Source organism: Microcoleus sp. LAD1_D3, from assembly GCF_036702135.1.
Lineage (GTDB): Bacteria > Cyanobacteriota > Cyanobacteriia > Cyanobacteriales > Microcoleaceae > Microcoleus.
The window spans coordinates 79,882-102,127 of sequence record NZ_JAUBSB010000021.1 but is presented as its reverse complement, the minus strand read 5'-3'; the positions used below and the strand labels follow the sequence as shown (position 1 = coordinate 102,127).

At 46.7% G+C, this 22,246-nt stretch carries 20 protein-coding genes and 1 pseudogene; 13 read left to right on the top strand and 8 right to left on the bottom strand.

Going from position 1 to position 22,246, the window contains the following annotated elements; translation table 11 throughout:
• The first annotated feature begins 120 nt into the window (after positions 1-120).
• From QUA74_RS14710 to QUA74_RS14700, 3 genes are all read left to right on the top strand, one after another.
• Positions 121-1,806 carry an NAD-binding protein gene (locus QUA74_RS14710; protein WP_333330014.1) on the top strand — a complete coding sequence of 562 codons (1,686 nt, stop codon included), beginning with the start codon at positions 121-123 and terminating at the stop codon, positions 1,804-1,806.
• Positions 1,807-1,975: 169 nt separating this feature from the next.
• Positions 1,976-3,769, top strand: a complete 1,794-nt coding sequence (locus QUA74_RS14705) for an N-acetylmuramoyl-L-alanine amidase (protein ID WP_333330011.1) — start codon at positions 1,976-1,978, stop codon at positions 3,767-3,769.
• Positions 3,770-3,850: 81 nt separating this feature from the next.
• A complete protein-coding gene (locus QUA74_RS14700; RefSeq protein ID WP_333330008.1) occupies positions 3,851-4,246 on the top strand; it encodes an SH3 domain-containing protein in 396 nt (131 codons plus the stop codon).
• A 116-nt stretch (positions 4,247-4,362) separates the two neighbouring features.
• Here QUA74_RS14700 and QUA74_RS14695 read toward each other — a convergent pair whose 3' ends face one another.
• On the bottom strand, positions 4,363-4,923 hold the full coding sequence (locus tag QUA74_RS14695; protein ID WP_333330006.1) for a Uma2 family endonuclease: 561 nt from the start codon (positions 4,921-4,923) through the stop codon (positions 4,363-4,365).
• 78 nt (positions 4,924-5,001) lie between these two features.
• Positions 5,002-5,979 carry a hypothetical protein gene (locus QUA74_RS14690; RefSeq protein WP_333330003.1) on the bottom strand — a complete coding sequence of 326 codons (978 nt, stop codon included), beginning with the start codon at positions 5,977-5,979 and terminating at the stop codon, positions 5,002-5,004.
• A 63-nt stretch (positions 5,980-6,042) separates the two neighbouring features.
• On the opposite strand from QUA74_RS14690, the gene QUA74_RS14685 reads away from it, so the two are divergent.
• Positions 6,043-7,251: a CapA family protein gene (locus QUA74_RS14685; RefSeq protein WP_333330000.1), complete on the top strand. Its 1,209-nt coding sequence runs from the start codon at positions 6,043-6,045 to the stop codon at positions 7,249-7,251.
• A gap of 101 nt (positions 7,252-7,352) precedes the next feature.
• Here QUA74_RS14685 and QUA74_RS14680 read toward each other — a convergent pair whose 3' ends face one another.
• Both QUA74_RS14680 and QUA74_RS14675 read right to left on the bottom strand, forming a co-directional pair.
• Positions 7,353-8,132 (bottom strand): calcium-binding protein, encoded by a 780-nt coding sequence (locus tag QUA74_RS14680; RefSeq protein WP_333329997.1) that lies wholly within the window; start codon positions 8,130-8,132, stop codon positions 7,353-7,355.
• 164 nt (positions 8,133-8,296) lie between these two features.
• Positions 8,297-8,521: pseudogene (locus QUA74_RS14675) on the bottom strand (precorrin-6A/cobalt-precorrin-6A reductase); the annotation flags it as partial.
• 457 nt (positions 8,522-8,978) lie between these two features.
• On the opposite strand from QUA74_RS14675, the gene QUA74_RS14670 reads away from it, so the two are divergent.
• A complete protein-coding gene (locus QUA74_RS14670) occupies positions 8,979-9,542 on the top strand; it encodes a transcriptional regulator (RefSeq protein ID WP_333329993.1) in 564 nt (187 codons plus the stop codon).
• 213 nt (positions 9,543-9,755) lie between these two features.
• Here the strand turns inward: QUA74_RS14670 and QUA74_RS14665 are convergent, their stop codons facing one another.
• Together QUA74_RS14665 and QUA74_RS14660 are read right to left on the bottom strand one after the other, a co-directional pair.
• The gene (locus QUA74_RS14665; protein ID WP_333329991.1) at positions 9,756-11,660 is read right to left on the bottom strand and encodes a penicillin-binding protein 2; all 1,905 of its coding nucleotides are present in this window, start codon (positions 11,658-11,660) and stop codon (positions 9,756-9,758) included.
• A gap of 301 nt (positions 11,661-11,961) precedes the next feature.
• Entirely contained in the window at positions 11,962-12,537 is a 576-nt protein-coding gene (locus QUA74_RS14660) for a hypothetical protein (RefSeq protein ID WP_333329988.1), read from the bottom strand.
• Positions 12,538-12,875: 338 nt separating this feature from the next.
• On the opposite strand from QUA74_RS14660, the gene QUA74_RS14655 reads away from it, so the two are divergent.
• From QUA74_RS14655 to glgB, 4 genes are all read left to right on the top strand, one after another.
• A complete protein-coding gene (locus QUA74_RS14655; protein ID WP_333329985.1) occupies positions 12,876-13,106 on the top strand; it encodes a serine protease in 231 nt (76 codons plus the stop codon).
• A 406-nt stretch (positions 13,107-13,512) separates the two neighbouring features.
• Entirely contained in the window at positions 13,513-13,659 is a 147-nt protein-coding gene (locus QUA74_RS14650; RefSeq protein WP_333329982.1) for a hypothetical protein, read from the top strand.
• 132 nt (positions 13,660-13,791) lie between these two features.
• Positions 13,792-13,995 carry a hypothetical protein gene (locus QUA74_RS14645; protein WP_333329979.1) on the top strand — a complete coding sequence of 68 codons (204 nt, stop codon included), beginning with the start codon at positions 13,792-13,794 and terminating at the stop codon, positions 13,993-13,995.
• Positions 13,996-14,320: 325 nt separating this feature from the next.
• A complete protein-coding gene (glgB, locus tag QUA74_RS14640; protein WP_333329976.1) occupies positions 14,321-16,615 on the top strand; it encodes a 1,4-alpha-glucan branching enzyme in 2,295 nt (764 codons plus the stop codon).
• Positions 16,616-17,003: 388 nt separating this feature from the next.
• Here glgB and QUA74_RS14635 read toward each other — a convergent pair whose 3' ends face one another.
• The gene (locus QUA74_RS14635; protein WP_333329973.1) at positions 17,004-17,921 is read right to left on the bottom strand and encodes a glycosyltransferase family 2 protein; all 918 of its coding nucleotides are present in this window, start codon (positions 17,919-17,921) and stop codon (positions 17,004-17,006) included.
• An 86-nt stretch (positions 17,922-18,007) separates the two neighbouring features.
• On the bottom strand, positions 18,008-18,838 hold the full coding sequence (gene hpsJ-B, locus QUA74_RS14630; RefSeq protein ID WP_333329970.1) for a hormogonium polysaccharide biosynthesis protein HpsJ: 831 nt from the start codon (positions 18,836-18,838) through the stop codon (positions 18,008-18,010).
• A 796-nt stretch (positions 18,839-19,634) separates the two neighbouring features.
• Between hpsJ-B and rfaE2 the strand changes: the two genes are divergently transcribed.
• The 4 genes from rfaE2 (at position 19,635) to QUA74_RS14610 (ending at position 22,211) form a co-directional block, all read left to right on the top strand.
• On the top strand, positions 19,635-20,129 hold the full coding sequence (gene rfaE2 / locus QUA74_RS14625; protein WP_445302149.1) for a D-glycero-beta-D-manno-heptose 1-phosphate adenylyltransferase: 495 nt from the start codon (positions 19,635-19,637) through the stop codon (positions 20,127-20,129).
• A gap of 116 nt (positions 20,130-20,245) precedes the next feature.
• Positions 20,246-21,115, top strand: a complete 870-nt coding sequence (locus QUA74_RS14620; protein WP_333329964.1) for an STAS domain-containing protein — start codon at positions 20,246-20,248, stop codon at positions 21,113-21,115.
• Positions 21,116-21,170: 55 nt separating this feature from the next.
• Positions 21,171-21,548, top strand: coding sequence for an STAS domain-containing protein (locus tag QUA74_RS14615; protein WP_242717860.1), 378 nt, complete (start codon positions 21,171-21,173; stop codon positions 21,546-21,548).
• 264 nt (positions 21,549-21,812) lie between these two features.
• Complete coding sequence (locus QUA74_RS14610) at positions 21,813-22,211, top strand: anti-sigma regulatory factor (protein ID WP_333329959.1); 399 nt, start codon at positions 21,813-21,815, stop codon at positions 22,209-22,211.
• The last annotated feature ends 35 nt before the right edge of the window (positions 22,212-22,246 follow it).

Genomic DNA, 22,246 nt, shown 5'->3' with positions numbered 1-22,246 from the left:
ATGAGGACGACCAGACATTGTAATTCTCTCCTTTACTTTTTACACAAGTCTATCACATCTTTAAAAAAATGGTATAAAACTACAAGGACAGCTCCGAAATTGGCTGGCAAATAAATTTTTATGAAACCTCGAATCATTGTTTGCGGGTTGGGCCACACGGGACACAAGATTTTTTGTTTGTTGAGACAGCAAGGAGCGATTGTGGTTGGTATTAGCGATCGCCCAATTCGCGGCGAAACTTCTGATGTGGTTGTAGGCAATTTGCAAGCAGCTTCTACCTTGTTGGCGGCAGGCATTCAAAATGCTCACACTTTAGTAATTGCAGGAGACGATGATGCTGTAAATTTGGCAATTTTGATGCAAGCGAGGATTCTTAATCCTCAGATTCGCATCATCAACAGATTGTTCAATACTAGCTTGGGCGACAGGATTGACCACACTTTGCCCGATCACGCTTCCATGAGCGTTTCATCATTGGCTGCTCCGGTTTTTGCTTTTGCGGCTCTCGGAAGTCAGGCGATCGGACAGTTGCGTTTGTTCGATCGCACTTGGCCGATTCACGAAGAATATATCGATGAAACACATCCTTGGAAAAATCGAAAACTCAGCGATTTGTGGGACGATCGATCGCGAATGTTGATTTATTATCTGCCGGCGGCTAACAAAACTGATTTAGTATCGGCGGTGCTTGCCGATCGGCAGTGTCAGCAGGGCGATCGGCTAATTGTTGCCACTCAGCCGACTATCCACAGCCCCCAAAAAACTTTAACTCAAAAACTGCTCAAAACATTAACTAAGCTGCACAGATTTCAGCAGCACAGCCAAGCAGCAGTAATTGTTGTACTGACGCTGCTGTCAATGATTGCTGTTGCTACTGCTACCTATATTTGTGTTGACAATCATATCTCAATTGTCGATTCTCTTTATTTTTCAGTAGGGATGATTACGGGAGCCGGAGGCTATGAAAAAGTGGCCGAACAAGCTCCTGAAAGCATTAAACTATTTACAGTTGTCATGATGTTAGTTGGAGCCGGCATCATTGGCATCTGCTACGCACTGCTCAACGATTATGTATTGGGAACTCGCTTTATCGAATATTGGGATGTGGCGCGAGTTCCGCAGCGCAATCATTACATTATTTGCGGGCTCGGAGGAATGGGTCTCCAAATTGCTAAAGAACTGCACACTAACGGTTACGATATTGTGGTGATCGAGCAAGATCCGAACAGCCGATTTCTGAGCACGGCTCGCTCAATGAAAATTCCGCTCATTCAGGGAAGTGCCAGTTTGCCCGCAACTCTGGAAGCTGCTAATGTTAAGCAAGCAGCAGCACTTTTGGCGGTAACTAGCAGCGATATGTCTAATGTTGAAATTGCCTTGAGCGCTAAAGGATTGGCACCCAAACTATCGGTTATTGTCCGCAATCAAGACCCACATTTTGCTTTGATGGTGCAGCAAGTTTTTGAGTTTGAAGGAGTTTTGAACCCGACGGAATTGGCGGCTCCTGCTTTCGCGGCGGCGGCGATTGGAGGCAGAATTTTAGGGAACGGAATGACTGCTGACAGTCTGTGGGTTTGCTTGGCCACATTGATTACGCCAAACCATCCTTTCTGTGGCCAGCGCATTCAAGATGCTGCTAAGTCTGCTGATTTTGTGCCTCTTTATGTGGAAACTAAGTGTCAAACTCTCCACGGCTGGGATTTGCTGAATTGTTGTCTGAGTGCGGGGGATGTTTTGTATTTGACCATGCCGGCGAATCGGTTGGAGCAACTGTGGAGAACGACCTCTGAATTAATTAAAACTTAATGGTTTGACGCGGGAATTTATGGGGCCGATCGCTCAATTGCAACTACAAACCTGATAGAATGAGCCGTGTCTAGTAAATAAGACTTACGGCTAATCCTCAGAAATCCGGTTTCTTAGGGCAAGTTCTAGTATAAATAACCCACAGAGTGTCAATTAGTTGCGATTGAGAATGAGAAAATTTTTAGGATTAGTTGTGTTTGGGATGATTCTGGCGATCGCCTCTGTAGCTGTGGCAGCTCAACCTTTGTTCGTCGCTTATCCTCCAGCCAACCACAAAACTACAGCCGATCGCATCTTTTTCATCGGCACAGCGCCGGCAACGGGTGAGGTTTTGGTAAATGGCAACCAAATTTCGCGCACCGCAGCGGGTCATTTCGCCCCGACTTTTCCCCTGCAACTCGGCGAAAATGTCTTTACCTTGCGCCACGAAAATCAGGAAGTCAAAATTAAGGTGACGCGCGAGTCCAATCAGCCGGAAGCCCCTGTAGGATTGGCTTTTGCTAAAGATTCCCTGACTCCGAAAGTCGATGTCGCGAGTTTGCCGGGGGAATATATTTGCTTTGGGGCGATCGCACCTGCGAATGCTCAAGTTTCGGTAAAATTGGCGGGCGTTACTATTCCTTTAAAAGCGCGCTCGCAAGTGGAACTACCTGACAACAAATCTGTACTGTTAGGTGAAAACTCCCCGATAAAAAAAGGCGGCAGCGAACAGTATCAAGGCTGCGGTAAAACCCCTGATAACGCCCTCTCATCTAAGGGAGAAACAGTTGATTTAGGCGTGCCATCGTTTGAGCTAACAATGAACGATCGAACTATCAGCCAACAAGGTACGGGCAAAATTTCTATTCTCTCTCCGGCGGATTTAGAAGTAGCAGAAGTAACGGCAGAACCGGGTGTTGCCCGAACCGGGGCGAGTACAGATTATTCTCGGATGACACCGCTGCCGAAGGGAACGCGAGCAACAATTATCGGGCGCGAAGGAGAATGGCTCAGACTCGATTACGGTGCTTGGATTAAAGCAGCGGAAGTGCGAATTGTCAAGGATACAGTGCCTGCGCGATCGATTATTCGCAGCGCCAGTTCGCGTCAAGTTTCCGGCTGGACAGAGGTGTTATTTCCCTTAGAAATACCCGTCCCAGTCACTGTGCAAGAAGGAGAACGCACTTTCACTTTAACTCTGTACAATACTACCGCTCAAACTGACATTATTCGCATCCAGGATGACGCCGTAATTTCGCGTTTGGAATGGCAACAAATATCGCCGCTGCAAGTACAATACACTTTTAATCTCAAATCTGCCCAGCAGTGGGGCTATAAGCTGAGATACGACGGCACAACTTTAGTGCTGTCTTTAAAACACCCGCCCGCGAATACAAGCATGATGCCGAATTCGCAAGCAAAACCGCTGTCTGGAATTAAGATTCTCATCGATCCGGGACACGGCGGGCCGGAGGATGGAGGTGCGGTGAGTCCAGTGGGAATTAGGGAAAAAACAGTAGCTTTAACTGTGTCGAAATTGGTGCAACAGGAATTGGTAAATCGGGGCGCGAATGTGGTAATGACGCGGGTAGAAGATGTCGATTTGGATTTGCCGCCGAGGGTGGAAATGATTCAAAAAGAAGAACCTGCGATCGCAATTTCAATTCACTACAATGCTTTGCCGGATAACGGCGATGCGATTAAGACTAAAGGTGTCGGCGCTTTCTGGTTTCACCCGCAAGCGCACAGTTTGGCAATCTTTTTGCACAATTATTTAGTTGCCAAGTTGAACCGTCCGAGCTATGGTGTATTCTGGAACAACTTAGCCATGACTCGTCCTGCCGTTGCTCCATCTGTTTTAATGGAATTGGGATTTCTGATCAATCCCGAAGAGTTTGAATGGATTGTGAATCCGACAGAACAGAAAAAGTTAGCCGAGGCGATCGCTCAAGGTGTTACCGAATGGTTTGCCTCAGTCCAATAACAGTTAGTAGTAAGGACTGAAGCCCTTCTCAAAAAAATCATAGTCAGGACTTCAGTTCAGCCAATCCAAGGAAATGAAATAATGCTAATTTTTACTCAATCAAAAGCCTTTTTTATTGCAGCCGTCGTTGCAAGTTTTAGCTTCTCACTTTACAGCTTTCCTGTTTTCGGCAAGCAGCAAAGCCTTGCTCCCGCAAAAGCAGAAGCTTTAAAAAAGCAAACTCAATGCTCGTTTATTACAGGTGAAGGTGGCGCTGTTAACATTCGCAAAGGCCCAGGCAATAAGTACGCGGTTGTAGCTAAACTCAAAAGAGGAGACGGAGTTAGGGCTGTCACCAGACAAGGTAATTGGGTGAAAATTGCGGCCAGATTTTCGGGAAATCCTCCTAATGAAACTTTTACAATCCTTGACGGTTGGGTGAACAATCAATTTATTAATGGCTGTTCCGAAGACCAATTTGACAGGTGGCGACAATAGGGACTTTGGTTTGTAGTAAGGACTTCATTCCTGAGTTTAGATGAAGATTCAACTCCTCTCTACAAACCCAACTGGTAGATTTTTAAAATTGGTACAAAAAAGACGATCGCCCTGATTCATTCTTGCATTCTCAACCAGCTAAACACCTGTTCGGCAGTGATATTCAGGGGAATCATTTCGGGCACAGGAAGGACATCGCTACCTTCGCAGAATTGCGGTTGTTGGTTGGGCAAAAATGCTAAAATCGATCGATCGTCTGGATCGATTAGCCATCCCAACTGACAATTATGTTGAAGACAGTGAATAATTTTTCTAGTTACGCGATTTGAGCTTTGTTGTGGCGACAGGATTTCGATCGCCCAATACGGCGCAATTCGCACATCATCCACTGGTTCGCCGCTGTCATCAAATTGAATCTGTTCCCACAATAGTACCGCAATATCTGGAACAATCGAGCGACCGCCAAACGTACACCGCAACTCTGGAAAAGCGTAAGCTATCTTGGGTTCCTCTACCACTTCATTAATGACACGCAGGAATTGCCCCTGGAGACGAGAATGTTTAGTTTTCGGCATAGGTTTTTGGATAATTTCCCCCTCAATGTATTCGCTAGCAGGTTTAGTTTCTGGCAGTTTCAAAAATTCTTCCAGGGTGAAGCGCCTAGTTGCGACTGTCATAAATAAATTCCTCAATTCTACCTATCTTCAGTGTAATTCAAAAATTATTTATTTTGCATAACAATGGTGTTACCTAGCCTAATTTTCCGGAACAATCTGCTGTTTAAATTCAAACAAATTAGGATTTGTAGGGTCATAAAAAGCCCGCAACCAATGCACGTTTGGAGAACCAAAAGTTTCAACTCTAGTAAAATTTTTCATTCTCGGTAATTGAGTCTCATCGGTAAAATAGGGTAAAGGTTTATCGATGCGGAAATAGTGAGTATCGCCGTGGACGAATACAACCTGCCCTGGGAAATTGCCTGTTTCTGTTTCCAGAGTTGCGATAAAATCGTTGTAGCCGCTTCTTCTTTTGTCCTTCGGATCGAGTTCAAATCCCGGATTTGCCTGTGCAACTAACACAATTCCTTTGCTGTTGCTGCGTTTGGCTAAACCAAAACATTCTTTGATCCAGGCTAAGTTAGCCCAATTGCGATCGGCATATTCTGCATCTGCTTCGGGAGTGCGACCAAAATTGTTGTTGCTTCCCGGCATATTAATCGCGAAAAACACAACGTCATGATAAATCCAGCGAACGTTTTCGCGGAATTTAGCAAACTGCGGGTTTTCGCTTTGACGGGTGAGAGTTAAGGTGCGCTTTCCCAAACTTTGATTACCGTTGCTAAATATTTCCCGCAGTTTAGCGAGTCTTTCTACTGGATCGTAACTGCCGTTTTTTGAACGGTGGCAATCCGTCCATTCATTGTCACCATAGGCAAGAATAAACGGTATCTCAAAATTGTCAAATAACTGCTTGCGGCTGAGAAAAGTTGCATCATCGCAGACACTAGAACCGTTTTTAATGTCGCCGTCGTGGACTACAAACGCTGCGGGCGATCGATTGATATCTGCAATCAAATTCGGAAATTGTGCTTCCTGTTCGGCACTGTAGGGCAAATCGCCAATCAAGGCAAATTCAAAAGGTCTATCGCCCGAAGTTTGAGCGTAAGTTAAAACACCAAAACCCGTAATTGATACAAAAACAATAAAGGCAAGAATTAGATAGTTTTTTTTCATCTATTTAACCGTAACTAAATCAGTTATGATACCATATAAGCCGACAAATCACTCTCAAAAATTATGGATTTTCGTCGGTTGCTCTCGATAATGGCCATGCTTTCGATCGCAGGCTGCAATATCCAAACGCCACAAACTAACACACAGCCTACAGAAAGTCGATCGCCAATTGCAGCCCCTGTTCCCCCCAAACCACAGTCTGAGATCAAAGAAGCAAAACTAATTGCTGTCGGCGACATCATGATGCACAGTACCCAAACGCGATCGGGCTACGACGCAAAAAAGAAAACATACAATTTTGACACTTTCTTCGCACCAGTTAAAAGTATCCTATCAACAGGCGATTGGGTCATCGGAAATCTCGAAACACCTTTAGCGGGCGAAGATGCGGGCGGATATACGGGATATCCGCTATTTAACGCACCGGCTCAATTAGCAGATGCTGCTAAAAAAGCCGGATTTAATATCTTGACAACGGCGAACAATCATGCTTTAGATCGTGGAGAAAAAGGCGTAATTAGGACGATCGCCAATCTGAGCGATCGCCAAATTGCCTCAACAGGAACAGCCACATCAGCCGCCGCCGCCGATCGCACTTTAATCAGCACCAAAAACAACATTTCACTAGCCATGCTAGCCTACACATACGGCACAAACGGCATTCCCATACCCAAAGGCAAAGATTACTTAGTTTCCCTAATTGACGAAAAAAAGATAGTCAAAGACATTGCTAAAGCCCGCAAACAAGGAGCAGATATTATCGCAATCTCCCTGCATTTTGGCAACGAATATCAGCGACAGCCAAACACCCAACAAAAACAATTAGTGGAAAACCTATTAAAAGCCGGTGCAGACATCATTCTCGGCAGCCATCCCCACGTCGTCCAACCTTACAAAATCTTTAATTTCCCCGGAAAAAATGGGAAAACCCGCAAAGCTGTAGCAATTTATTCAATGGGAAACTTCATTTCCGGTCAGAATAAAAAATATACAGACTTAGGCGTAATTTTGCAAGTAAATATTCGCAAAACATTTCCCGAAAAAACCACAGAAATTACAGATGTAAAAACACATCCTACTTGGGTGCACCGCTACAGCTTGAACAACAAATTAAACTACCGCGTTTTGCCTCTAGCAAAAACTGTCACCGAGAAAAAAGATCCGCTATTAGCAACTTCGCACTATCCGGTTCTCAAAAGAGATTGGCAGGATATGAACAATCATCTTAATTCTTTAAATAAACCTCAATATAACAAGAAATCCCTCCCTTAAGCAGGGGGGACTGGATAGGACTCTATCTAGGTTTTAGGTTTTAGGTTGGATGCTTAGTCTATTCCACCTACCACCTACCACTTATTTTTGAGAAGTGTCGCCTACACGTAAGTGAACAAACCTAAAGCGCTCTGAGTTAAAAATCTGTCCTGCAAAACGGCAATTAGTTCGTAATTTGAATTTTCTTCGCGGTAAATAGCAGTGCCAGAAATTCCCTGAATGGGAGAGCCATCTAAGAGGTAGTCAGACGCACTTCCTTGCAGTTGAATTGTGTCTGCAAAGGGCAGATAATCAGTAATTAATGCGTAGTCAGCATCGCCGCCAACATTGTAGAAAGCCTGACCGGGCGCGCCGAGAACGAAGGTATCCAATCCTGTCCCGCCAATCAGCGTATCTGCATCAATTTCCGGCCCGTAACCGTAAGCAATTATTCGGTCATTTCCGCTACCGCCGTCTAAATAGTCGCTGCCATCGCGACCTACGCCACTATCAGTTAGGATGTCGTTTCCATCGCCGCCGTAAAGAGAATCATTTTCCGTACCGCCGATGAGAAAATCATCTCCAAACTCGCCGTATAATTTATCGTTTCCGCTACCTCCAATTAGGATGTCATCCGCATACCCGCCCCGCAGTTCGTCGTTACCGCTACCGCCATTTAATTGGTCGTATCCATAGCCGCCGTCGAGAAAGTCATCGCCATTTTCACCAAATAGTTGGTCGTTGCCAAAACCGCCATAGAGTGTATCGTCATCTTCGCCACCGTACAGAAAGTCATTTCCGCCCAAGCCTACTAGAGAATCATCCCCTGCTAAGCCGTAGATGACATCATATTCTGGGGTGCCTTTCAAGCTGTCTGGTTCTTCAGTTCCAGTGATAACCATTGTTTTAGTTCCTTCAATTGCTAGTCGGGAGCGCAAATCATGCGAGGGAAGTTGCCCTTGAGGTGGGATTGCAAAATCTAAGAGCGCGATCGCTCTCCCTTAATCAGTTATATCTACTTTAACTATTTTGAAAAGTTTCGACCAGTCGCTTATTTGAGTGACACTCATTTTACGTAACTCATTTGCTGAATTAGCCAATAAATCGCCCCTTCCACATCAGCAACCTGCTCAACATAGGGAATCTGCGGGCGCTGCACTATCACAACCGGAATTTCCCGTTCCCTAGCCGCAGCAATTTTAGCATAAGTAGCACCGCCGCCGCTGTTTTTGCTAACAATTGTATCAATTTGATATTCTAATAGTAATTGCCGCTCGTCTTCCAACGAAAAAGGCCGCCTTGCTAATCACAATTTACCGTTAGGTACAGGAGTATTTAGTGCAGGAGGATCGATCGCCCGCATCAAAAACCAAATAGTCACTGATGTAGGGTGCGTCAGGGAAAACGATATTACCCGAAATCAGGGCACGGCACTGCCGTTTCCCTACAAATCCGGCGATCGTTACATCCGATCCGTGCGATCGGGCGATCAACAAAATTGCTGTAGGGAAGCAGCACTACCGTTTCCTGACTGCCGTTTCCTTAGCCGCAGTTTTTTTTAAAGTCGCATAAATTTTCAGTAAATACCGATCTACACACTCGCCAAACCCAAAGTTAAAATATACCCAAGAAAAAAAATAGCTCCTCCTAGCTGTTTTTTGGGCCAGCTAAATATCAGGGAGTTCATCTACGTGTCAATAAATAAAACGCTCAAAGGCAGAGCCACTACACCTGCCGCAGGTTTTACAATGATTGAGCTATTGATAATTATTTTAATCATAGGAATATTTTGTGCGATCGTCGCCCCCTCTTGGCTAATGTTTATCAACAACCACCGTTTAAAGCTATCGCTCGATCGAGCTTATTGGGCAATGGAACTTGCCCACAGCAACGCCAAACGATCCAAAATTTCATGGCAAGCCAGCTTCAAACAAGTAGGAGAAAATGTACAAATGGCCGTTCACCCAGCCGACATTCCCCCAGCCCAAATACCAGACAGTCAATGGAAAAACCTAGAACCGCAAATTCAAATAGATCCAGATGAAACAACAGTGCTCCAAGTAAATGAAAGCAACGAGCAAAAAACAAACGGCACAATCCGGCGCGTCATGTTCAACCACAGAGGTTGCCCCGTATCTCGAATCGACCACGACTGCACGCTAACGAGTATAAGAGCCAAAGGAACCCTAACACTATATCATCCCAACTTAAGAAACAGCCAACGCTGCATCATCATCTCCACTCTCCTCGGACATAAACGCACCTCCCAAAGACAATCAAAACCCAACGACAACAAAAGATATTGTTACTGACAGGGCGATCAATTATTTTGGGGTAGGGAAACGGCATTGCCGTGTCCTCAATAGCCTTGTTGTCGATCGTTATATTCGATGTCAATTCCTGACGCAACATCTCAGATATAACTTATATCTTGCACCATTCTCAATTAGCCTTTTCTGAACAGGCCGGAAAGCCTGTGCCTAAAAAGCTTATTGACAATAGTGCAACATCTGACATATAATCAACTACTTCTTACTCGGCGCAATCTTCTCAATAGAAATCAGCGCCTCCATCACCGACTCCACAATCGGCGCCGCCACCGTACCCCCCGAAGAACCCTCCTTCGGCTCATCAATCACCGCCAGCACCACATACCGAGGAGCCTCCACAGGCATGATCCCCACAAAGCTAGTAATAATCGCCTTGTCAGAATAACCCCCACCAGCATTAGCTTTTTGAGCCGTGCCCGTTTTTCCAGCAATCCGATACCCAGGAATTTGTGCAGCTTTCCCCGTACCACCATCAACCACAGTTTCCATCATTTCTAACACCTGCTTAGTAGTTTCCGGCGAAAAAACCTGCTTTGGAACCGCCCTCGGAAGCTTCCAATAAGCTTCACCTTCCCTATCAAAAAGTCCCCGCACAACGTGAGGAGTCACCAACTTGCCACCATTAGCCAAAGCGCCGTTAAGCTGCACCAACTGCATCGGAGTAATCGAAAAACCTTGCCCAAAAGCCGTAGTAGCAACTTCCACCGGAGAATTAATAAATTGCTCTCGATTTTTAAGTTGACTGCTTACTTCAAAAGGCAAATCAGTTCCTGCAGTTTGTCCGAGTCCGAGTTTTTCTAAAGCTTGATAGTAAAGAGAAGGTTTCATGGTTCTCATGATGTGCACCATCCCCACATTACTAGAATGTTTCAAAATCTCAGTAACAGTGGAAGGGCCGCGCGCGCCTACGAATTTGTAATCGGAATTTTGGATAGTCCAGGGATTCATGTAAATCCGACCTTCATCGTTAAACACAGTATTAGGTTTCACCGCACCCGCTTCCAGAGCGATCGCCACATTAATCGCTTTAAAAGTCGAACCAGGCTCATAAACATCAGTTACAGCCCAATTTTTATAGCGCGACAAATCGAAATTAAAATATTGATTCGGGTCATAAGAAGGTTCCGCCACAACTGACAGCAATTCCCCGTTACGGGCATCCATCACAATCACTGTGCCCCGCTTCGCATCGTGTTGCTTCATTTTTTCCTTAAGCGCACTTCGGGCTGCCCGCTGCAAGCGACTGTCGATCGTCAATTGCAATTTCAAGTCATCAAGCTGCACAAATCCCGCCGTCAGCCGATCGGGAACCCAATTCCCATTACTCGACCTGCTAAACTGAATCGACGGCATCGATCGTTCCAACAAATTCTGCTGGCTGTATTCCACCCCGGCTTGTCCCTTCCGTTCCCCGTCCACATAACCGAGGATATCCGCCACCAACTCCTGCTGAGGGTAAAAACGCTGCTGCTGACGCAGCAACTCCAAGCCATCGACCAGACTCTCTTTAATTTGCATCTGAGCGACGCGATCGGCAACCTCTTGAGGCAGAGACTCCGCAATTGTAATACCACTTTCAGCAAGATTAAACCTGCGTATCAATTCAGTTTCCGACGTAGTGCCCGGAGTCAGTTCGATCGCCAGCATCGGAGCCAATTTAGCAGCTATTTCCGCCTTCGAGTGGTTAAACAACTTCGGGTGAGCGTAGAGCGTGTACACCTGTCTGTCGATCGCCAAAACATTTCCTGCGCGGTCAATTATCGGGCGTCTCGGTACAAACGGCTTCGTTTTGAGAGTTTGCTGCTGCTCGGCCTGTTTGCGGAGCGCCGGAGCTCGTGTCACCTGCAAATAAAACAAATTCACAGCCAGCCCCAGCCCCCCCAGCATCAACACCGCCCACACGGCCCACAAACGGAACTTGCTGCGCTTTAAACGCTCCACCGGTCGCCCCCAAGATGCAGCCGTCTGTTGTGGCGATCTGCCGAAACTGCCCGGAGATCTAGGTTTGGCTGGTTTTTCCCACCCAGTGCGATCGCCCGACGGTTTTGGGCGTTTGAAATTCGGCGATCTGTAGCGGTCAAAACGGGGGTCGTAGCTCATGGCATTAAAAATTCAATAGCAAGTTAGAGCGTTTTAGAATTTATAATTTAGATTTTATAATTTAGATTTTATAATATAAATTTCAAGACTTGGGAATGAGCAATCCCTGTCAGGGTTTGGATCAGACCTACAGTTGCATTCTTTTTTTTGAAGTCGTGTTAATTATTTTTAATTTGTAACTTCCGGTTGGAAGCCGAAAATCGATCGCGACTTGCAAAAAAGTCAAAAAGGAGATTAGAGCCTCCAATTCTCAGGCCCTCGGACACTCAGGCCCTCGGGCGCTCTCGGCTTTGACACAGGTTTAATAGCCCAGCGGTGTTTCCACACCGACTCGATTCTTAAGAGCGGGCTCAGAGTTTGGTGCCGCAAGGGGCGATCGGGTTTCAGGGGCCGGCTGCAAGAAAATCGTGTCCCCAGGATTCTGCGGAGCCAAACCAGTTTCGGGATTTTGGGCTTCTTTAGCAAGTTGGTGTTTCAAGACTTCGCTAGAAGCACTCAACTGCTGTTCCCGGAGGCGCAGAGTTTCCAGTTTTTGATACTCCTGACTCCAGCGCTGCTCGCCGTAAACAGTCAAGCCATAGAGACTCAGAGCACCGCCCAAAAGTATAACTGCTGCCACTGAGGAGGCGCGCTGTGCCCGCAGGAGCGATCGCAACCACACTGGCATCTGCTGGCGAGCTGGCAAGACTTTCAGCACCGATGCGGACTGCTGAGCCTGAGCCTGTTCGTCGGCTGTCGAGTAGTTGGGCAATACCGGCCCTGTCTTCGCCCGCCTAGCTTTGGCAATAGAAGTAACTTTGCTTTTGGCGGGGCCAGCAGCGGGCTTGCGGGTCGATCGGGAGCGGCGAGAATCCGGGGATCTGATAGCAGCGGTCATAGAGTTCACCAATACGTAAAGTGGGGTAGCTTCAGCTTGATTGAGGTTAAGAGTTTTTTGTCTCCCAGATCGCCAGTCGTGGCCATCTGCGTTTGATCGGTTATCCTTACCAAAGATACCTCACAAGCCAACCAACCCATCCTACCACTGGTCTCTTTGACTTCAGGATTTGCCAAAAAAAAAGAAATCTTTGCCGGTTAGCCGTAATCCATGTGAAATTTATTAATAAATGCAGTATTGTAATCAACGAGCGAATCGTTGAGCTATTCGTGCCAGCATTGTTTCTCAAGTAAACTATTCCCTTCCTTGCGATGGGTTTTCAATGTTAAGGAGTTTTTATGAACAAGGGATTAATTCGTTTGACTTTGGTAGTGGGCTTGGCAGTAGCCCTCGGCGCCTGCGGAGGAGATGCCGGCGGCGGCGGTGGCTCTAGCCCCACTCCGGGCGGCGCTGGCGGCGCTGGTGGCACTGGCGGCACTGGCACTACTACTACTCCTCCTGTTTCTTCTCCATCTCCAAAGTCCACTCCACCTACTAGCCCAGCCCCTGCTCCTAAAAAGACTCCCTAACTAGGGCTATCCCGGAGTTGGTGCCCAACGAGCCTAGCCTCGGGGTGAAAAATGGTTCGCTCCTCGCATTTTTTCATCTCATCGGTCTAGGTCTCAAGTTGGGTGTTAGTGATTGTCTGATGCTTTTACTACTAAAGTTCAGTACGTCCCCTTACAGCAGCAAAGTCCGCTGATTCGCTGCGTTACAAGAGCATTCCCTTTCAAGTAGAAAATTTAACTCCCGGCCTGGACGTTTTGAAACTCAAGCCTGTGAAAGGATGTTTGAGGACATTGCCAGTGCTGCTGCTTCAACTGAATATCAACCGGAGGCAAGCGAGACTCGACGCAAATTTTGCACTCTATCGAGTCTCGCTTGCCTTCCCCGCCACTGTTCCCACAGACGAGAGGAAAGCAAGCAGAGACTTGCATGCTCGAAAACTGGCGGGATGAAAGCATCGGCATTGCTACTCGATTTGTTGACTACGAGTTTCGCGCCGATGCGGGCAAGCACATCGACCCGTCTGTTTTAAGCCAGTTTAATGATTCAATTGGCGCCGCGCCAGTTCGGTATTAACCCTGCCTCGGCAAAACTCGCTCCAGTTGCGCCTCAGTGCTGCTTTAAACCTATTGCACCGTCGCTGGTAGGATGCTGCTAGTTTGGTAGGCGATTCCTTGAGCATGGCAGATATTGCTGGCTGCTGTCGCCATGCTGAGTCCTTTAGCTTTGATTCCTCAATACCGAGTTGAGCATCCTTCACTCATCCTTCGCTGTTTGAGCGTATTGCCCAAATTCACCGACTTTGTGGGGAAACCCAGCCTCCGGGATGTGAAATTCTACCGATCGGGCGATCGTCCCTGCCTGAAACTTCCAGGTAAACTATTACCTGCTGCCCAACACTTACAGGGTTGACCCTCCTGCAGTGGCCAATCGACAATAGTTTGAAAAATTTTTATATCACATATTAAATAAAAAGTCAATGATATTTGGGAAAAAATATAAATTTTTCAATTTGTTTTAATATTTCTATACTTAGATGTTAGCAGTAAAACCCCAGCTCGGCCGCCGGCAAGGCAACAGCCTGCTGTGTGTGCAAGGGCGCGCGCTGGAGCTGCAGCAGGCAAGATTATGCTAATCAGTGGTAGGATCAGCGATAAAAAATGTATCGAAATGTAAAGTGCAGCGCCACTCTAGGTTTTGAAAGCCATTTAGTTAAAAGATTGAGGTAAGTAGTTTTATGCCCGCGACCGTCCCCTTTGAACAGATTGACCGCATTGTTTGGAATCAGCACCACGATCCATTTGAAGTGCTAGGCCCTCACGCGATCGAAGAAAATGGCAAAAAAGTCTGGGTCGTCCGAGCTTATCTGCCGAATGTGGATGCGGTATCCGTAGTTTTGCCGGAGGCCAGGGCCGAATACCCGATGAAATCAGAGCATCACCCTCACTTTTTTGAATGTACGATCGACACCCCAGAACTAGCAAACTATCAATTGCGGGTCAAAGAAGGGGAACACGAGCGCTTCATCTACGATCCCTACGCCTTTCGATCGCCCAAACTCACAGAATTCGACCAACATCTATTCTCAGAAGGCAATCACCACCGAATTTACGAAAAACTGGGGGCACACCTTACCGAAGTAGACGGCATCAAAGGAGTATATTTTGCCGTTTGGGCCCCGAATGCCCGAAATGTATCAGTTTTAGGAGATTTCAACTATTGGGACGGCCGCAAACATCAAATGCGGAAATCGCAAAACGGCATCTGGGAATTATTTATTCCGGGACTATCCGTGGGAACTTCCTACAAATACGAAGTGAAAAACCAAGACGGACATCCCTACGAAAAGTCCGATCCTTACGGTTTCCAGCAAGAAGTGCGGCCGAAAACAGCATCAATTGTCACGGACTTAAGCACCTACACTTGGCACGATAGCGCTTGGATCGAAAAGCGGCGGCACACAGACCAACTGACGCAGCCGGTGTCGGTTTACGAATGCCACATCGGTTCTTGGCTGCACGCCGGTACTGACGAACCCGCCGTGCTACCAAATGGGGAAATAGAACCCCCCGTGCAGGTTTCGGAACTCAATCCTGGGGCGCGCTTTCTGACTTACCGGGAATTAGCCGATCGGCTGATTCCCTACGTCAAAGATTTGGGATTCACTCACATCGAAATGCTGCCCATCGCCGAACATCCTTTCGACGGTTCTTGGGGCTATCAAGTCACCGGCTATTTCGCCCCAACTTCCCGCTACGGGAAACCTGAAGATTTCATGTATTTTGTTGACCAGTGCCACGCTAACGGCATTGGCGTACTGGTGGACTGGGTACCGGGACATTTCCCCAAAGACGGTCACGGTTTGGCTTTCTTTGACGGAACTCACTTGTACGAACACGCCGACCCCCGCAAGGGCGAGCACAAAGAGTGGGGAACCCTAGTATTTAACTACGGCCGCAACGAAGTGCGGAATTTCCTAGTATCAAACGCTCTGTTCTGGTTTGACAAGTACCACATCGACGGGATTCGCGTAGATGCCGTAGCCTCGATGCTTTATTTGGATTACTGCCGTGAACCGGGAGAATGGCTGACCAACCAGTACGGGGGTCGGGAAAATATCGAGGCGGCAGATTTTCTGCGACAGGCGAATCACGTAATTTTTAGCTATTTCCCAGGTGCGCTGTCGATCGCCGAAGAATCTACCTCTTGGCCGATGGTATCTTGGCCGACCTATGTAGGGGGTTTGGGCTTCAACCTGAAGTGGAACATGGGTTGGATGCACGATATGCTCGACTATTACCACATGGATCCGTGGTTCCGCCAATTCCACCAAAACAACATAACTTTCAGTATGTGGTACAACCACAGCGAGAATTTCATGCTGGCTTTGTCCCACGATGAAGTAGTCCACGGCAAAGCCCACATCATCGGGAAAATGCCAGGGGACGAATGGCAAAAGTTTGCAAACGTGCGGTGTTTGTTTACTTTTATGTTTGCTCATCCCGGAAAGAAAACGATCTTTATGGGGATGGAGTTCGGCCAGTGGCACGAGTGGAACGTTTGGGGGGATTTGCAGTGGCAGTTGCTGCAATTCGAGCCACACCAAAAGTTGAAGCTGTTTTTTAAGGATTTGAACAATTTGTACCGCAGCGAAACGGCACTTTACAGTCAAGATTTTGCTGAGGATGGGTTTGAGTGGATTGATTGCAGCGACAACCGACACAGTGTCGTGGCATTTATGCGCCGAGAGAAGGATGGCGACGAGTTTGTGGTGACGGTGTGCAATTTTACGCCGCAGCCGCACTCTCACTATCGCGTAGGAGTGCCGGAACCAGGTTTCTATACGGAGTTGTTTAACAGCGACGCGCGGGAATACGGCGGCAGCAATATGGGGAATTTGGGGGGCAAGTGGACTGAGGAGTGGTGGTTCCACAACAGTGCTTATTCGATCGACTTGTGTTTGCCACCTTTGGGGGTGTTGATTTTAAAGCTCGATCGGGCAAAAACAACAGCCAAATCTCAAGAGTTTTAAGTTGTGAGTCGTGAGAGTTTTGAGCTAAGAAGAATCAAAACTTTATTAAACCTAAAAATTTGAGGGTATTCAGAAACCCGGTTTCTTGGAGAAATCGGGTTTTTTCTGTTTTGTTGTTGTGGCGAAAGAAGGAAGTTCTGCAACAGATTCGCTTTCTTCAGATTTAAGGGATTTAATATTAATTCCGGTTGCAGAGGAATGATTTAACCGCAGAGTACGCAGAACTCACAGAGGAAGAGAAGAGAGAGATGAATAATTTCGATGCAAACGGAAAGGATATAATACCACTTCTAAACACTTCGACTACCCCTCGACTCCGAGCGGCGGGGAAGCGCGAACGTACAAGTTGCAAATACTAGGGCTAGGCGAGCGTACCTATTACCAATTTTTAATTTCGAGTATCGGAAGCGCCAAGATTATAAGAAACTTTTGACGGCTCAACTGTTACTACTTCCGAAATAGATTGTTCTGCCGCTACCTCTAAAGTTGGCAGTGGTAGATGCTTCATTTCCCAAACTTTCAGCAAAATTAGATATTCATAAAAAGCTTGCAGCGTGCACCAAGCCAATCCCGCTTGGCCGTCAAGAAATCCGCCGAGTAATATATACATATAGAAAAAGCGCACCACAGGCCGCAAAGGCAAGCGTAAAGAAAAATCTTTCAAAGCGCGGCGCCTTTCCACCTCCGACGCGCCAAACAATAAACCCCACCAATTTACTTGACCCGCTTCTAATTGACGGAGAGTTTCAGCCGCCTCGTCAGTCGAGTAGCGGTTGTGCTTTTCAATCCAGCGGGAAAGACCTTTGCTGCAAGTATAGTGAGGGTAGGTTTCCTTCAAAAAGTGAGTAGGCCCGTTCCAGACTTCCCGTTCAGTGTGACCGTAGTCAGTAAACCACACTCGGTCTTTGCGAAACAGGCGCATTTGATAGCGGGGATATTGAGTGCTGCGGCGAATCCAGCGCTCCATAAATATTACTTTTTCAGCTACGTAATAGCCGATATATTCTTGACTTTCGATCGCCTTTAAGCATTCAGCAAACAGTGCAGGCGTCATCCGCTCGTCAGCTTCGAGTATGTAAACCCATTCGTACTTGCACGGCACTTCTTGGAGCATCCAAGTCCGCTGGCGTCCATGAGTTTCAAAGCGGTGCTGCACAGTTTGCACGGCATAGTTCTGAACAATCTCAAGGGTGCGATCGGTGCTGAAAGAATCAACTACAATGATATCGTCACAAAGCCGTGCCGATTCAATGCAAGCGGCGATATCAATCTCTTCGTTGTAAGTCAGAATATAAATTGAGAACATTCCCAGCTTTCAGTAATGGCAAACTATTGGGTAAACAAACTATTTCTCAGGGATGTTTCGACCAGCGCGATCCCTGCCAGCGCCGGTCAATTTTTGCGGCGGCCGAACCGCAGAATTCCCATACTTCTCAATCCCGTCCAACCAACAGTAATGTAGCCTATCGCTAACAGCAAACTGCTGATTCCCGTCTGTAAACTCGAATTTCTCGATCGAGTTCTTAACTCTTTCTCTTTTTGTTGCTTGCGGGTGCGAATCTCGTTGCGAGCTTGAGTAGGAAGTTCTTGAGCTTGCTGTTCCAGGAACTTGTCGAGGGCTTTCGGGTCATTTTTTGACTCCTGAAGCACAGCTTTCAATTCCTTGGGAACATCTGGACTCTTGAGTGCTTGTTGCAGCTTCCCGTCGTCTTCCAGCAGCGCCCCTATCTGGGTGCGACGCTGGCTTTTGAGCTGTTCTACCTGAGCTTTAAATTGAGCGCTTTTAAGTTGTGCCTCAAGTTGACCTTCCGCTTGTCCCGCTTCTTGATCGACTTGAGCCAGAGCATCCTTGAGTTCCAAACGAGTATTGTTGAGGTGAACGGGAACCAGAGATAGGTAAACTAGACCTAACAAGCTGGAAATCAACAGCGCCCAGAATCGCAAGTCCAGCCAAACCTTGCGTCGCTCAATAGAGACTCCACTGCTGCTGTCAACCCAAAAGCCAGTCATCAGGAGGGCAATACCGATCAAAGGAATAATGCCCCTGTCAACTATCTGAGTTGCAGCACTTAACTGCCAGCCTCGATTGAGAAGGTCTGAACTTTCTCCCGGCAGCGACAGAACAATGCAGTCAAGCAAAGCAGAGAGAATCAAGATAATCCCGACTACTTTGAGAGTTCGAGCAGCTACTGAAGAAAATTGACGGCTATTACTTGCTTTCATAAATTCGTGTTAGATAATTCTACACCGTTAGATTCAAGGGGGTAGTTGAGTGGATTTTGTTGAACGAGTTAAGCTATTTTCCACCAAAATAGCTGTTTCGGGTACCGACCTCGACTTTCCTCTGGGTTTTCACAGGCTGCGGTTGCGACCCAAAAGGTCGAGTTTTTGCACAGCTATACTGAGTGGGACACAGGAGGCTGTAAGCTTCTGGGGTGGCTGTAAGGCTTGGTCAAGATAGCGCCCAGAAACTGCAGCAAGCAACTGCTGGCTTTTTCTATAGTCTGACGAATCCAGCGTAAAGATGAGTTCTGCACGCTTGGGTTCGGTGCTTTTAACTAGCTTTCGCTCGCGCGACGGTGTCAGAAATAATAGACACAGGAGGAGCGCGTTTCGCTGGGTTTCACCCCCTAGGGTTCTCACTACCCGATAGCCTGCCCGATGCGGTGGAACTCTCATCCCCTGTCTTATAGTAATTGATATAAGAGAGGGCGGGAATAAATAATTGTTTCCCAACCTTTTTAACCTCCAATTACCAACAGCACGATGCGGCAATCACACATACAGGAGTAGCAGTTTTTTCCTGTGGAATTCTGTTTTCCCTATCAGCTTCGGCGCCGATCATTTTGAGTTTTTCCTTCTTGCTTAAAAGTGACCAATTACTAAATACTCATTACTAATCGCCAACTACTAATTATTGGCAGATTGAGGGATGAATTATTCAAGAGCAAAAGTGCAAAAATTCACATTTTTTGGTAGGATATTTTATCGCTGTTAAAATTTGTTGGTAATGACTGCAATGATTTCTAGTGTTTACACGTTGAGAGAACTGGAAAGATCGATCGCATCCGATCCGGACAAGTGGCGTCCGATCGTGTTTACTAACGGCTGCTTCGATATTCTGCACTGCGGCCACGTCCGCTATTTGCAGGCAGCAAAAAAATTGGGGCGATCGCTCGTGGTGGGCTTGAATAGCGACGCCAGCGTGCAAGCTATCAAACCGCAGCAGCCAGGATTGCCGCCCCGCCCGATCGTACCGGAAAATCAGCGAGCCGAAGTGTTAGCCGCTCTCAAACCAGTAGACGCCGTAGTAATTTTTTCCGAGATTACAGCAACTAAACTGATAAATATCCTGAAGCCTGATATATACGTTAAAGGAGGCGACTATCAAGTCGAAACTCTGCCGGAAGCACCGGCCGTTATCGCCGGAGGTGGCAAGATTTCCTTGATAGAAATAGAAGTTCCGAGTTCTACCAGTGCGATCGTCAAACGCATTTTACAATTAGGTACTTAACCCTTGATCGCAAACAGCAAACTGTGAGCTAAACTCAGAAGTTGCCCCATCAAAAAAAACTCAAGTGCGCTCGCTCGTACAACTTCATCCCAATTGCTAAGCAGGAGATAATTTTAATGGAACTCACAAGCAATAACACGATCACGGAAATCCTACAAAGACACAAAGCAGAGTTACTAGCAGACTGGCTCAAAGAACTGCAAAATACCGGGCTGCGGCGGGACGACTTGATGAGAGCCAAAGAATTGCGCTCCGAGTGTCAAGAGTTTCTGCAATTGCTCCACATTGCAGTCGGGCACGGTAACTTTAGCGACATCCAGACACCCGAATGGGAAAATATGCGGATGTTGCTAGCAGAAGTTTCGCGATCGCGCGTTCAGAGAGGCTTTACTCCCTCAGAGATAGCGAGTTTCATTTTATGCTTCAAAAAGCCATTGTTCGATCGGCTTTGTCATGAACTGACAGAAAACCGCGACGCACTTGTCGAACAACTTTGGCTTTCCACCAGTTTATTAGACCAGCTTGGCCTTTGGGTGACAGAAATTTTTCTCAAAGCTCGCGAAGAAGTCATTGAACGCCAGCAGCAAGAAATGCTCGAATTGTCAACACCCGTAGTCAAACTTTGGCAAGGAATTCTCGCTTTACCCATGATCGGGACTCTCGACAGCGCCCGCACTCAAATAGTCATGGAAACTCTGTTGCAGGAAATCATGGAAACCGGCTCCGAATTTGCGATTTTAGACATTACAGGGGTGCCGACTGTTGACACTTTAGTTGCTCAACATTTATTAAAAACTGTCGCTGCCGCCCGTTTAATGGGTACTGAGTGCATCATCAGCGGCATTCGCCCGCAAATAGCTCAAACCATAGTTCATTTAGGAGTTGACTTGCAGGATATTCTCACAAAAGCTACTTTAGCAGATGCTTTTAAAGTCGCTTTGCAGCGCCAAGGTTTAACTATAAGAAATATTCAAGAGGAAAGATAAAAAATATTGCCTCTGGGTATAAAAATTAAGTGAAAATTAAAATAGAGGTGGATTTGTGGAACGGATACCGATACTTCAAATGGGAGAATTTCTGCTAGTAACAATTCAAGTAGATATGCACGACCGCTTGGCAATGACGCTGCAAGACGACCTGACAAACCGCATCGTCAAAACAGGCGTAAAAGGTGTTTTAATAGAAATCTCTTCTCTAGAAATAGTAGATTCTTTTATCGGTCGTATTATCAACAATATCGCTAGTATGTCGCGAATTTTAGATGCTGAAACAGTTGTTGTCGGGATGCAGCCAGCAGTTGCGATCACGCTCGTTGAGTTGGGGCTTTCCCTGACAGGAGTTCGCACAGCTTTAAGCGTTGAAAAAGGCATGATTTTGTTGAGAAAATCCTTGGGTTTCTCTCCTGACGAGCAACCGTAAGCAGTCGATCAATTGTCCCATGACTGAGGCACAGGCAGTAAAGAAACCTAGTTTGTTTGTAGATACCTTGTGGACAAACTGAAGATTTCTGAGGACAGGGCTTACGCACTCAAGAGGGTTAAATCAAGGGTTTGAGATTGCTTCACTATGTTCTCTATAGAGAGAAAATCGTAGTAAGTGCGTAAGTCCTATTAGGAGAAACTAAGTTGATGAGCGTAAGTCCTATGTTTTGTGGAGAAGTTCTATTTTGGTACAGTAGCCGCCATGTCAAAACGTGAGACACTAGAAATCCGATCGTCATCCGATATAGTCCACGTCCGACAGCAAGTGCGAACTTGGGCTGTAGCAATGGGATTCGGTTTATTAGACCAAACGAAAATCGTTACCGCAGCCAGCGAACTCGCCCGCAATACTGTAGACTACGGAAAAGGGGGAACTGTAACTATCGAAACGCTCCAATTAGGACCCCGCAAAGGGCTGCGGCTGATATTTGAAGACAAGGGCCCGGGAATTCCAGACATCGAATTGGCAATGACTGACGGTTATACTTCTAATAACGGTTTGGGTTTGGGACTCAGTGGTTCTAAACGGTTGATGCACGAATTTGAGATTGTTTCCAAAGTGGGTAAGGGGACTAAAATTGCGATCGTCCGCTGGCGCTGAAGAAGTAATACGATTTGAGAGTTGAGATTTTAGAT